A 13,754-nucleotide genomic window follows, 5' to 3' on the forward strand; every position below is an offset into this window, starting at 1 on the left:
GGCGCTCTCTCTTCCGGAAGAGGCAAGCGCCTCAATAACCTTACGTAATAACGCTCGGTTCGTTGCGGCCGGTATGGGCCTTGATGCCGGCGATCGTATCGGCAACGGAAATCAGGTCGGCGAGCGCCTCCTGGGTTTCGATGCCGTGACGGGCCGCATCCGCCTCGTAGCGTTCGACGTAAAGCCTGAGTGTGGCCCCTGCCGTTCCGGTGCCGGAAAGGCGCAATACGATACGCGAACCGCCCTCGAACAGGATGCGAATGCCTTGATTTTTGCTCACGGACTGATCGACCGGATCGTGATAGGCAAAATCATCCGCAGCCGCGACCTTCAGATTGCCGCAACTGGTGCCGGGAAGCGTGGCGAGTTTTTCGCGCAGCGTGGCGACCAGCGTATTGGCGGCGTCCGAATCCACTTCCTCATAGTCGTGGCGGGAATAATAGTTGCGGCCATATTCGGCCCAGTGCTTGGTGACGATGTCTTTTACGCTTTCCTTGCGGGCAGCGACGATGTTCAGCCAGAACAGAACGGCCCACAGGCCATCCTTCTCACGCACATGGTTGGAGCCGGTGCCGAAGCTTTCTTCACCGCAGATCGTCACCTTGCCGGCATCCATGAGGTTACCGAAGAATTTCCAGCCGGTCGGTGTCTCATACATGCCAAGGCCAAGCTTTTCGGCAACGCGGTCCGCTGCCGCACTGGTCGGCATGGAGCGAGCGATACCCGAAATGCCGGCCGCATAACCGGGTGCGAGTTTCGCATTGGCGGCGATGATCGCCAAACTGTCGGACGGCGTGACGAACATGCCCTTGCCGACGACCATGTTGCGGTCGCCGTCGCCATCCGACGCCGCGCCGAAATCGGGACCTTCCGCGCTCATGACATCGTCATAGAGCTCCTTGGCATGCACCAGGTTCGGGTCGGGGTGGTGGCCGCCGAAATCCGGCAGCGGCGTGGCGTTGCGGACCGAGCCCTTCGGTGCGCCAAGACGCTTTTCGATGATCTCCACGGCATAGGGGCCGGTGACGGCGCTCATGGAATCGACCACTACCTTGAAGCCGCCGGCGATCAGGGCGCGAATGGCGGCGAAATCGAAGAGTTCCTCCATCAAAGCGGCGTAATCGGCGACCGGGTCGATAACCTCGACCGTCAGCTCATCCACCTTGAAGCTGCCCACCTTGTCGAGATCGATATCGGCGGCATCGGAAATCTTGTAGCTGTCGATGACCTTTGAGCGGGCATAGATCGCGTCGGTAATCTTTTCAGGGGCCGGACCGCCATTACCGATATTGTATTTGATGCCGAAATCTTCGTTCGGGCCGCCGGGATTGTGGCTTGCGGAAAGCACGATGCCGCCAAAGGCCTTGTATTTGCGGATGATGTTGGAGGCGGCAGGCGTGGAGAGAATGCCGCCCTGACCGACGAGTACCTTGCCGAAACCGGCAGCGGCGGCCATCTTGATCGCCTTCTGGATAACTTCGCGGTTGTAATAACGGCCGTCGCCGCCGATCACCAGCGTCTGACCCTGAAAACCCTCAAGCGCGTCGAAGATCGACTGGATGAAGTTCTCGGCGTAATTTTCCTGGGCGAAGACTGGCACCTTCTTGCGCAGGCCGGATGTGCCCGGCTTCTGGTCCTGATAGGGCTTCGTCTGAACAGTCTTGATCATTGTTTCAATGGCCTTTCGAAATAAGCTGGCTGTAAAGCGCGGCGTAGAGACCGGCGCTTTTTTCCCAGGAAACATCGGATTTCATTCCGAGCTTCTGCATTTGTGTCCATAGTTTCGGGTCGTGATAATAACGGACGGTCCGGCGGATCGCCTGTTTGAGACCGTCCAGCGTGACAGGGGAAAACTGCACGCCGGTCGCCGCCTTGCTGGCGACAGCGGCATGGTTGGCGTCGATTACGGTATCGTTGAGGCCGCCGGTGCGGGCGACGACCGGAATGCAGCCGTAACGCAGCGCGTAAAGCTGGGTAAGCCCGCAGGGCTCGAAGCGCGAAGGAATGATGATCGCATCGCAGCCCGCCTGCATGAGATGCGACAGGGGTTCGTTGTAACCCACAGCCACGCCGACACGGCCATGGTGGCGGGATGCCGCCGCCAGAAGCGCACCCTCCAGGGCCACATCGCCGGCTCCCAGAACCACGAGGCGCCCGCCCAGGGAAACGATCTCGTCCACGGCTTCCGCCATGAGGTCGATGCCTTTTTGCCAGGTCAGGCGGGAGATGACGCAGAAAAGCGGGCTGTCATCCTCATCGATACGGAAATGCTCGGCGACCGCCTTCTTGTTCAATGCGCGGTTCTTCAGGTTTGCGGCGGAATAATTGTCATGGATCAGATGGTCGGTGGCCGGGTTCCAGACATCGGCGTCGATGCCGTTGACGATGCCGTGCAGCACATGGGAACGACTGCCGATCACCCCTTCCAGCCCCATGCCGAATTCCGGGGTCAGGATTTCCTCCGCATAAGAGGGGCTGACGGTACTGAGCGCCGTCGCCGTCTGCAGGCCGCCTTTGAGGAAACTCACATCGTTGTAATATTCGATGCCTTCCATGCCGAAAGCATGGGCGGGCAATTCGAGCTTGCTGAAGATATTGGCGCCGAACTGACCCTGAAAGGCGATATTGTGAATGGTAAGGAGGCTCGGAATTTCCGGTGTCTCGGCATAACGCATATAGACCGGTGTCATCGCTGCCTGCCAGTCATGGGCATGCACCATATCGGGACGCCAGCCAGGGAGAGCTCCGGCGCCGATGCGCGCCGCCGCCAGCGACAGCGCCGCAAAACGCTTCCAGTTATCAGGATAGTCCTTGCCCGTCTGGCCGAGATAGGGGCCGCCGGAACGCTCGTAATAGGCGGGCGCATCGAGAATGAGGAGGTCGAGCCCCTCATGCCGCACTTCGAGCACGTCGGCCTTTTCCCCGAGCAGGTCGGAAAATTCCAGACATTTGACGGGGTCGGTCACGGCGGCTTTCACCGCCGGATAGCCGGGTATCAAGGTCCGCGTTTTGACGCCATAGGCTTCGAGCGCGATGGGGAGCGCGCCGGCAACGTCGGCGAGCCCTCCGGTCTTGATCAGGGGATAAATTTCGGATGAAACCGAAAGGACATTCATGGGCTCTACAGGTCCAGCTTGTCGATCATCGATTGGGTGATAAGGCAAATGCCGTTTTCAGTGCGGCGGAAACGTTTGGCATCCAGTTCTGGGTCTTCTCCTACAATCAGTCCTTCCGGAATGACCACGCCATGATCGATGACGACGTTGCTCAGCTGGGCATGACGTCCGATCTTCACACTCGGCAGTACTACGGCATTCTCAAGGCGGGAGTATGAATTGGCGCGCACGCCCGTGAACAGAAGGCTGCGGTTGAGAGCGGCACCGGAAATGATGCAGTCGCCGGAGACGACCGAAGACACGGCCGAACCGCGTCGGTTCTCATCGTCATGCACGAATTTCGCCGGCGGGGTGATTTCCGCATAGGTCCAGATCGGCCAGGACTTGTCGTAGATGTCGAGGTCCGGCACCACATCGGTCAGGTCGATATTGGCCTGCCAATAGGCATCGATGGTGCCGACATCGCGCCAGTAGGGTCCGTGTTCGAAATCCGAACGCACGCAGGAATCCGCGAAGCGGTGGGCGACGGCTTTGCCGTGCTTGACGATATAGGGAATGATGTCCTTGCCGAAATCGCGGCTGGAGGTCGGGTCGGCGGCGTCGCGGCGCAGGGCTTCCATCAGGAATTTCGTGTGGAAGACGTAGATGCCCATCGAGGCGAGCGCGAAGCCCTCATTGCCGGGAATGCCCGGCGGATCGGCCGGCTTCTCGATGAAATCGATGATCTCGTCTTTTTCGTTCACATGCATCACGCCGAAACCGGTCGCTTCCATGCGCGGCACTTCCAGGCAGCCGATTGTTACGTCAGCGCCGGAATCCACATGCTGCTGCAGCATGTATTCGTAGTCCATTTTGTAGATATGGTCGCCGGCCAGAATGACCATATATTCCGGCGCATAGGGCTCGATGATGTCGATGTTCTGGTAGACGGCGTCGGCTGTGCCTTCATACCATTGCGTTTCGGAAACGCGCTGGGAGGCCGGCAGAATATCGAAGCTTTCGTTACGCTCGGGACGGAAGAAGTCCCAGCCGCGCTGCAGGTGACGGATAAGCGAGTGCGCCTTGTATTGCGTGGCGACGCCGATGCGGCGAATGCCGGAATTGAGGGCATTGGAGAGCGCAAAATCGATGATGCGCGCCTTGCCGCCGAAATAGACGGCGGGTTTGGCCCGGCGGTCCGTCAATTCCTTCAGGCGGCTTCCTCTGCCGCCCGCGAGGACATAGGCCATTGCATCACGCGCCAGTGGCTGAACTCTTTTTTCCGACATGGTGTCCTCCCTCTCTGTCTGTCAGTTTTCCGGTTCGAGCATGATCGTCGCCAAAGGCGGCAGGACCAGCATTGCCCCGATGTCTCCGCCGGCATCGACCGCCTGAACGCGTCCGCCATTTCCCTTGCCGCTGCCGCCGTAGATTTCGGCATCGGTGTTGAGAATCTCCCGCCACCGCCCCGCCTGAGGCAGCGGCACATAATAGTTTTCCCGATAGACCGGGGTCAGATTGCAGATAACCGCCACCGGTTTCTCGCCGGGCGCCGTGCGCAGCCAGGCAAAGACCGAATTCTCGTGATCATCGACCACCAGCCAGCGGAAGCCGTCGGGTTCGCAGTCGCGGGCGTGCAGGGCCGCTTTCGAACGGTAGGTGAGGTTGAGATCGCGCACGAGGCGGCGCATGCCTTCATGCATTGGATATTGGCGCAGGTTCCAGTCGAGCGATCCCTTTTCGCTCCATTCGCTCCACTGGGCGAATTCCTGTCCCATGAACAGCAGCTTCTTGCCGGGATAACCCCACATGAAACCATAATAGGACCGCAGATTGGCGAATTTCTGCCAGTCGTCGCCGGACATTTTGGCGATCAGCGATCCCTTGCCGTGTACCACCTCGTCATGGGAAAGCGGCAGCACGAAATTTTCGGTGAAGGCGTAAAGAAGCCCGAAGGTCAGTTCCTGATGGTGGAACTTGCGATGCACCGGCTCACGCGAGAAATAACTCAGCGTGTCGTGCATGAAGCCCATGTTCCACTTGAAGCCGAAACCAAGACCGCCCTCATGGACCGGCTGGGACACTTTCGGCCAGGAGGTGGATTCCTCGGCGATCGTCATGACGCCCGGATGGGTGCCGTAAACGAGCGAATTCATCTTCTGCAGGAAGCGGACGGATTCAAGGTTCTCGCGCCCGCCATATTCGTTGGGAATCCACTCGCCTTCCTTGCGGGAATAATCGAGATAGAGCATCGAGGCGACCGCATCGACACGCAGGCCGTCGAGGTGGAATTTTTCGGCCCAGTAAAGCGCATTGTTGATGAGGTAGGACATCACCTCGATGCGGCCGAAATTGTAGATCGCCGTGTTCCAGTCCGGATGAAAACCCTGACGCGGATCGGCATGTTCGTAAAGCGCCGTCCCGTCAAACCAGCGCAGGCCATGCTCGTCTGTCGGAAAATGCGCCGGAACCCAGTCGAGAAGAACGCCGATGCCGACCTTGTGAGCGCCGTTGACGAAACGCGCAAAGCCTTCCGGATCGCCGAAACGGGCGGTCGGGGCGTAAAGGCCGGTCGTCTGGTAACCCCAGGAGGGATCATAGGGATGTTCGGTGATCGGCAGGAACTCGATATGGGTGAAGCCCATATCCGTGCAATAGGGGATGAGTTGCGCGGCCAGTTCGTCCCAGCTGAGGAAGGTGCCGTCCTCGCGGCGCTGCCAGGAGCCGGCATGAACCTCGTAAATGCTGATCGGCTGGCGGCGCTGGTCCACCTGGGCCCAATGTTCCCGGTGAGCCTGGTCTTCCCATTTTTGCGTCAGTTCCGGCGCGGTGACGGAGGCGTTTTTCGGCCGCAATTCGCCGCGCCGCGCATAGGGGTCGGCCTTCAGCGGCAGAAGCTCGCCATTCGCGCCAAGGATTTCAAACTTGTAGGCGCAGCCGGCGTAGACGTCAGGTGCGAAAATTTCCCAGATGCCGGTATCCTTGCGGAAACGCATCACATGCCGGCGCCCATCCCAATTGTTGAAGTCGCCGACGACGGAAACGCGCCGGGCATTGGGCGCCCAGACGGCGAAGTGAAAACCTTCCACACCCTCGAGCTTGAGGGGATGCGCGCCCATCTTGTCGAAGAGCCTCAGATGCGAACCCTCGCGGACGAAATAATCATCCATCGGCCCGAGAACCGGACCGAAGCTGTAAGGGTCCGTCACCGCCCATTCCGCATCGTCACGGCCGGCCCGATAACGCACGGGCTGGCGTGACATGAGATCGACAGGGCCTTCGAAAAAGCCTTCCGGATCGAGCTGTTTCAGTTCGCCGATGAAATTGCCGTCGAGCGTGAGGACGGACACTTCTTCTGCGCCGGGAATGAAACAGCGTGCGGAAAACCCTTCCGGCGTTTCGTGAACGCCGAGAAGGGCAAAGGGATTGGAATGCAAACCGCTCTTGATCGCCTCGATTTCAGCCTTTGTGACAGCGCCAGTCTTTTTCTCTTCGGCCGAATTGAGCGGTTTTTTCATCAGGCTCTCCAGATGTCGGCGGCATATTGCCGGATCGTCCTGTCGGACGAGAACCAGCCCATGCGTGCCGTGTTGCGGACTGTTTTGGCATACCAGCTATCCGGATTGCTCCAGATGGCATCCACCTCGCGCTGTGCATTGGCATAGGCGTCGAAGTCGCCGGCGACCATGAACCAGTCGCTATTGTAAATACCGTCGATCAGAGCGGAAAAGCGCGAGCGGTCATCGGGAGAGAACACGCCAGACGCGATGGATGACAGCGCCTGCGACAGTTCTGCCGATTGTTCGATGATCGCGCGGGGATTGTGGCCTTCGGCGCGTGCCTTGGCCACTTCTTCCGCCGTCATGCCGAAGATGACGATATTATCGTCACCCACATGTTCGAGCATTTCAACATTGGCGCCATCGAGCGTGCCGATGGTGAGAGCGCCGTTCAGGGCGAACTTCATGTTGCCAGTGCCCGAGGCTTCCATGCCCGCCGTCGAAATCTGTTCGGAAAGATCGGCGGCCGGAACCATGATTTCCGCAAGCGAGACGTTATAGTTCGGAATAAACACCACTTTCAGGAGCCCGCGCACGGCCGGATCGTTGTTGATGACCCGGGCAATATCGTTGGCAAGCTTTATGATCAGCTTCGCGTTGTGATAACTCGGCGCCGCCTTGCCTGCGAAGAACTTAACGCGCGGCACCCAATCCAGTTCCGGGTGGGAACGGATCTGGTCGTAAAGGGCCACCGTTTCCACAAGGTTCAGAAGCTGGCGTTTATATTCGTGAATACGCTTGATCTGGATATCGAACATGGCCGAAGGATCGACACGGATACCCATGCGCTGCGCCACCGTATTGGCAAGCCGCACCTTGTTCAGACGCTTCACTTCGGCGAATTTCGCACGGAAACCGGCATCGTCGGCGAAACGGTCGAGCGCTGTCAGCTTTTCCGCATCGTCGAGGAAATCGTCGCCGATCGCTTCCCTGATCAACCCCGTCAGGCCGGGATTGCACTGCATCAGCCAGCGGCGTGGCGTGATGCCGTTGGTCTTGTTGTTGATGCGGTCGGGATAGAGGCTGTGCAGGTCGGCGAAGACCGTTTCCTTCATCAGCTCGGTATGAAGCGCTGAAACACCGTTGATGGAATGCGAACCGATGAAGGCCAGATTGCCCATGCGCACGCGGCGCTCACCACCCTCGTCGATCAGCGAGATGGAGCGGATCTGCTGATCCGGCATCTTCTTTTCCTTGCGGGCATAGACCAGGGTGTTGGCGTTGATCGCATAGACGATCTGCATGTGCCGCGGCAGCAGCCGTTCCAGCAGAGGCACCGGCCAGCTTTCCAGAGCCTCCGGCAGAAGCGTGTGGTTGGTATAGGAGAAGGTTCCCCGGGTGATCGTCCAGGCCTCGTCGAATTCCAGACCATGCACATCGCACAGAAGACGCATCATTTCGGCAATGGAAATGGCCGGGTGCGTATCATTGAGCTGGATCGAAACCTTCTCGGGCAGCGATGTGAAATCAGGATATTGCTGCAGGTGGCGGCGCAGAATGTCCTGCAATGAGGCGGAGGAGAAGAAAAACTCCTGCCGCAGGCGCAGTTCCTGGCCTGCCGGCGTCGCGTCCGCAGGATAAAGAACCCGCGTCAGGCTTTCCGCCTTGTTGCTCTCACGCAATGCGCCGATATGGTCGCCGGCGTTGAAGGCGGCAAGCAGAATGGGGTCGATCGGCTGGGCCGACCACAGGCGCAATGTGTTGACACGCGTGCCGCGCCAGCCGACGACCGGCGTGTCATATGCCATGGCGATCACGCGCTCGGCCGGTTTCCAGACGAAACGCTGCGGATCTTCATAGCCGCCGATCGTCTCCACCGATCCGCCGAAGCCGATTTCATAGGAGCTTTCCCGGCGTTCGAACTCCCAGGGATTGCCGTGCGCCAGCCAGGTCTCGGGCAGTTCCACCTGCCATCCATCCGCCATCTGCTGGCGGAAAAGGCCGTGCACGTAACGGATACCATAACCGTAGGCGGGAATATCGACGGTTGCCATCGATTCCATGAAGCAGGCCGCGAGACGACCAAGACCGCCATTTCCGAGTGCGGCATCCGGCTCCAGCCCGGCGATGACATCCAGATCGACGCCGAGCGAGGAAAGCGCATCCCGGATTTCGTGCATCAGCCCGATATTGGAGATGGCGTCGCGCATGAGACGGCCGATCAGGAATTCGAGCGACAGGTAATAAACGCGCTTGGAATTGTTCTGATAGGCCTTGCGGGTGGATTCCATCCATTTGTCGATGATGCGGTCGCGGACGACGAGAATGGTTGCAGTCAGCCAGTCATGCGGCTTGGCGACTTTGACGTCCTTGCCGATGCGGTAGGTCAGTCGCTCGATGATTTCCGCCGCCATGATTTCCGGATTGGAACTGCGCGGGGCGGGGCGGGGAAGATCGGCGGCGTTGAGATTATTGATCATTGGTCGGTCAGCACCTTGGTGGGAGGAGAGGGTCTGATGAGGTCGATCCGGTTTGCCTTTGCTGATGCCAGTTTATGCATCGATATAGAGGCGTGGCAACAGCAATTTTTCCGGAAAGTTGAACAGCTTAATGTAATGAAAAATAAGACTTTTCCCTCAGCGCCAAAGGGTCGCCGAAGGCATTGCGCGCTCTTTTTGCGCCGTTCATGAACGGGTTTGCGTGGTCGTTGCGATGCCGGGCATCGTTCAAGAAAGGGAGAGAAGCTGCAACACTATCGAAATGGTTCACCGGTCCTGAAATCTGTTTCGGTCTATCGGATCACACACTAGCCTTCGCGGCTGAGAAAATTCAATGAAAATAAACGAGGCGCTGCCGCCGCGGCACAGGCCGGCGGCGGCTACGGTCTCAAAACCGGCCCTGATCAGGGGGAAATACGAGATTTATGCCGGAAAAAATGGTTCGGTCTTCATCTCGCTGGCGCGGATCGTCACCCTTGTATTTGGCGGAACGGCGCACCACGGGGTGCAATCGAAGGAAAAGGGCTCCGAACTTAGCGCGATACCCTCATCGAGACCACGCCAGTAAAGTGTCGGCGGCTTGTCATCGCTGGACCAGCGGAAGGCATGCAGGCAATCGCCATCCATCAGCACGGCGCTGAATCTCAGCGCGGAAGATACGCCAGCGGCGATCATCCGTTCCTGGCAGAGGTGCAGCGCGGTGGAAATGGCCCGGACCGGGTCCGCATCGAGGCCGTGACCGGCGGCGATCAGGAAAATGGCTTCGCTGTCGCCGGTGCCGCGCCGGGAGGCATAGATATCGTCGGGGATGAGGGAATCGATATCGCGCCTGATCTGTTCGTAACCGCCGATCTGGCCGTTATGCATGAACAGATACCGCCCATGCGCGAAGGGGTGGCAATTGGCGCGCGATACCTCGCCCGATGTGGCGGAGCGAACATGGGCCATGAACATGCCCGAGCGAAGCTGGTGGCAAAGGGCGGCCAGATTGGCGTCGGACCAGGCGGGTCTGGTGTCGCGAAAAACGCCGGGCGTTCCGCGCTCGCCATACCATCCAAGACCGCAACCATCGCCATTAACGACGGTCTTTGCTTCCCGCGCGGCCATGGACTGGCTGACCAGCGATGCTTCCGGCTCGATCAGAAGACTGTCGAGCCAGACAGGTTTACCGGAATAGGCAAAGAGGCGACACATTCATGCGGCCCTGTTCAGGGCCTTGTTTCCGAGTGCGAAACCGACGGCGGCCTTTGCGTGAATGGCGGTCGAATCGTAACCCGGCAGCGGCAGCGCATCGGGATCGATCAGCAGCGAAATCTCGGTGCAGCCGAGAATGACGGAATCGACGCCGAGTGCGCGGGCTTTCTCGATGACTGCGAGATAGCGCTCGCGCGAGCAGGACTTGATCTCGCCCTGGCAAAGTTCACCGAAGATGATGTCGTGGATCGCAGCCCGGTCTTCCGCGTCCGGAACGACCACCTCGACGCCGTGGCGGCGCATGCGGTCGGTGTAGAAACCATGTTCCATCGTGTAGCGGGTGGCGAGCAGCAGCGGCTTGCGGCGTCCGTCCACCTTCAGGGCTGCGGCGGTTTCGTCGATGATATCGATCAACGCCACGCCTGACATCTTCTCAACCGTGTCAGCGACAAGATGCATGGTGTTGGTGCAGATGAGCACACAATCGGCACCCGCATTGGCAAGGCGTGCGCCGGCGGCGCCCAGAAGCGCGCCAGCCTCATCCCAGCGGTCAGCCTTCTGAAGGGCGACGACTTCGGAAAAATCGAGCGAATGCATGACGATGTCTGCCGAGACCAGTCCGCCGCGGCTGTCGCGCACGGCCTCATTGATCATCCGGTAGTAGGTTGCGGTCGATTCCCAGCTCATGCCGCCGATCAGGCCGATCCGTTTCATAAGAGTTCCCTTATCAAGTTTGATTGAAGACAAGAATGCCATCGCCGGGACGAAAACGGCATGCGTTTTTGCGGGGATTTCGCAGTGTAGATGCAAAACTAGCGCGCTCTTTGTGTGAAAATCGCAAATTTCTTGCGTCATTGCGTTAACCTGTGCATTCTTTGTCGATGATTGATGATCGCGACCGCCGAATCCTTGCGATTCTCCAGGAAAATGCTGAAACGCCGCTCGCCGACATTGCGGAGGAAGTGTCGCTGTCGCTATCCGCCTGTTCGCGCCGCATCACGCGGCTGCGGGCGGAAGGTTATGTAACGGGCACGATGGCGCTGCTTGACCGGCGCAAGATCAATCTGCCGACCACGGTTTTCCTGCTGGTGAGGACTGGCCTGCATGCGGAGGATTGGCTGGACCGCTTCCATGCCGCCGTCAGCACCATACCGGAGATCGTCGAGGTTCATCGGCTGACCGGGAATTTCGATTATATTCTGAAGTTGGTGCTGCCGAATGTCGAATATTACGACACGATCTACAAACAGATTCTGCGCCGCGTCGAGCTTTACGACATGTCCGCCTATATCTCCATGGAGACGGTGAAGCTGTCATCGTCGCTGCCAACGACACATATATGATGAGGCCACTGGCTTTTTTCAGCGTGCGGTTTCGAAGTGAAAACCGAAGCGGAAATTTCGTGTCTCACCGGGTTGAAGGGTGATCGCAGCGGCAAGTTCCGGCTGGTTGAAAGCGTTGGTGGGGGTCTCAACGGGTTCGAGCGCGATGGAAGTTCGCCTGTCGCGGGCAAGCGTGTCGCCGGTGAAGACATGCGTGTGGCCACGCTCCTGCCAGATGGTCAGGCTTGATCCGTTCCGTCGGTTCTCCAGCCGTGTCTCGTACAGTCCATTTTCGGATGCGATCAGATCGGTAAAGCAGACATCGAGCACATGGTCGGCAAGCGGCGCGGCGGCAAGAAACGTCGCATCGTCCCGCCGCTTGAGAAGTCCGTTTGTCCTGTCGAGCAGCGGTATCAAATGCTCATCCGTCTCGATCGCCGTTCGCGAAGGGAGCCTTAGATCGAGATCGTCGATGGACGCCATGCCGGGCAGACGGAAATAGGGGTGCCAGCCGGCGGCGAAGGGCAGCGGCCGGTCGTCACCATTGATGCCGCGTATGTCTATGGTGACGTCATGGCCGGAGAATTGGTATTCCACCTCGATGGCGAGATGATAGGGATAACCCTTGAAGTCGCCAGGCGATATCTCCGTGCGGAAAAGGAGCACATGGACGCCATCCTCTTCGAAAGACCGGGTGAGGGCAAACGGCAGGGCTCTGGCGAAACCGTGGAAAACGAGGCTTTCGCTGGCAAGCACCGGCTCTATTTGATGCGTCTCTCCGCCAAAACTGAACCGGCCGTCCGGGATGCGATTGGTAAAGGGAGCGAGAATGCCGTTTCTCACGCCGCCCTGGGATTGCAATTCCGCAGGGGTCAAATAGCCGTCGACAAGGTTTTCACATTTGCCGTCTTCGGCAAGGTGCGGCTGCCAGCTCAGAAGGGTAGCGCCCTCATAAGCGATCTCGGCGCTGAAACCATTTCCGGAAATGGCAATACCGGCAATCCCCGTGCCTGTCACAGAGGTGGTCATCGGGAAATTGTCCTTTGCATGCATGCGTCTGCGGTCACCGGGCCTGCCGCCCCGCCGATTCGTCAGATCATCTTCGTTGCGGGGACATTTCGCAATGGCCGAGCAGCAAAGATGCATGACCTGTGCATCCAGTTCGGCAATTCCGATTTGATCGCCTGCCCGTGGTGAATGTCAGTCCGGAAAGGTTCGTTTCGCGCCGCTGAAAAATTCCATGAGCGCGGCCTGGTCCTCGCCGCCCAGTCCCGCCGCGGTCAGCATACGATGCACCTCGGCGCAAAGCGCCGTCAGGGGCATGGCCGTGTTGGTGCGTCGCGCAAGATCCTGCGCGCCGTTCAAGTCTTTCACCATATTGTCGATGCGGCCGGTGCGGCGGTAGTCCTTCGCCACGTAACGCGGCATATATTCCTGCAGGATGGCGCTGTCGGCGCGGCCGCCCTTCAGCGCCTGGGGAATTTTGGCGGCATCGACGCCCGCATCCAGCGCAAGCTGGGTTGCTTCCGCGACGGCGAGGAAATTCAGGCCGCAAAGAACCTGATTGATGAGTTTCGTCGTCTGGCCGGCGCCGCTTGGCCCCATATGGGTATAGTTGCTGGCGACATGCTGCAGCACGCGGTGGGCGTCGGCCACATCCTTTTCGGTGCCGCCGGCCATCAGCGTCAATTGCCCGATGAGCGCCTTGGGTGCACCGCCCGAAAGGGGGCTGTCCACCCAGCGCAGGCCCTTTTCGGCAGCATCGGCCGCCAGTTCCTTGGTCGCTTCGGGGTCGATGGAGGACATGTCGATGATGAGCGTGCCGGGCTTCGCTCCCGCCGCGACACCATCCTTGCCGAAGACGGCGATGCGAACAATTTTCGGCGAGTTGAGGCTGAGGATGACCACATCGGAAACCGAAGCCGCTTCCGCGGCTGTACCCGCGCTCTGTGCGCCGAGGCTCGTCAGCGCCGCGACCTTTTCCGCATCCAGATCGAAAACCGTCAGGTGATTGCCGGTCTCGATCAACCGCGTGCCGATCGCCCCACCCATGGCGCCTGCGCCGATGAGGGCGACTTTATTCTTGTCGGTCATGGTGCTCACGGTCTCCTCCCAAAGCGTCGTGGTATTGTCGGCCCGATCCGG

Annotated in this window: 10 protein-coding genes; 1 reads left to right on the forward strand and 9 read right to left on the reverse strand. The window is 59.4% G+C overall.

What is annotated here, in order from left to right; translation table 11 throughout:
- Positions 1–40 precede the first annotated feature (40 nt).
- The 7 genes from FY152_19990 to FY152_20020 all read right to left on the reverse strand — a co-directional run bounded on the left by FY152_19990 (position 41) and on the right by FY152_20020 (position 11,001).
- Entirely contained in the window at positions 41–1,669 is a 1,629-nt protein-coding gene (locus tag FY152_19990) for an alpha-D-glucose phosphate-specific phosphoglucomutase (GenBank protein UXS34412.1), read from the reverse strand.
- 4 nt (positions 1,670–1,673) lie between these two features.
- Positions 1,674–3,116, reverse strand: coding sequence for a glycogen synthase GlgA (gene glgA / locus FY152_19995; GenBank protein UXS34413.1), 1,443 nt, complete (start codon positions 3,114–3,116; stop codon positions 1,674–1,676).
- A gap of 5 nt (positions 3,117–3,121) precedes the next feature.
- A complete protein-coding gene (gene glgC / locus FY152_20000; GenBank protein UXS34414.1) occupies positions 3,122–4,384 on the reverse strand; it encodes a glucose-1-phosphate adenylyltransferase in 1,263 nt (420 codons plus the stop codon).
- Positions 4,385–4,405: 21 nt separating this feature from the next.
- Positions 4,406–6,613: a 1,4-alpha-glucan branching protein GlgB gene (glgB, locus tag FY152_20005; GenBank protein UXS34415.1), complete on the reverse strand. Its 2,208-nt coding sequence runs from the start codon at positions 6,611–6,613 to the stop codon at positions 4,406–4,408.
- On the reverse strand, positions 6,613–9,075 hold the full coding sequence (locus FY152_20010; protein ID UXS34416.1) for a glycogen/starch/alpha-glucan phosphorylase: 2,463 nt from the start codon (positions 9,073–9,075) through the stop codon (positions 6,613–6,615). The genes glgB and FY152_20010 overlap by 1 nt, the downstream gene beginning before the upstream one ends.
- A gap of 441 nt (positions 9,076–9,516) precedes the next feature.
- The gene (locus tag FY152_20015; protein UXS34417.1) at positions 9,517–10,287 is read right to left on the reverse strand and encodes a class II glutamine amidotransferase; all 771 of its coding nucleotides are present in this window, start codon (positions 10,285–10,287) and stop codon (positions 9,517–9,519) included.
- Positions 10,288–11,001: an aspartate/glutamate racemase family protein gene (locus FY152_20020; protein UXS34418.1), complete on the reverse strand. Its 714-nt coding sequence runs from the start codon at positions 10,999–11,001 to the stop codon at positions 10,288–10,290.
- Positions 11,002–11,168: 167 nt separating this feature from the next.
- Here FY152_20020 and FY152_20025 point away from each other — a divergent pair, with 167 nt between their 5' ends.
- On the forward strand, positions 11,169–11,630 hold the full coding sequence (locus FY152_20025) for an Lrp/AsnC family transcriptional regulator (protein ID UXS34419.1): 462 nt from the start codon (positions 11,169–11,171) through the stop codon (positions 11,628–11,630).
- A gap of 18 nt (positions 11,631–11,648) precedes the next feature.
- Here the strand turns inward: FY152_20025 and FY152_20030 are convergent, their stop codons facing one another.
- On the reverse strand, positions 11,649–12,638 hold the full coding sequence (locus FY152_20030; protein UXS34420.1) for an aldose 1-epimerase: 990 nt from the start codon (positions 12,636–12,638) through the stop codon (positions 11,649–11,651).
- A 171-nt stretch (positions 12,639–12,809) separates the two neighbouring features.
- Positions 12,810–13,703, reverse strand: a complete 894-nt coding sequence (locus FY152_20035) for an NAD(P)-dependent oxidoreductase (protein UXS34421.1) — start codon at positions 13,701–13,703, stop codon at positions 12,810–12,812.
- Positions 13,704–13,754 lie beyond the last annotated feature (51 nt).

Origin of the sequence: Agrobacterium tumefaciens (assembly GCA_025560025.1) — a bacterium.
Classification (GTDB): domain Bacteria; phylum Pseudomonadota; class Alphaproteobacteria; order Rhizobiales; family Rhizobiaceae; genus Agrobacterium.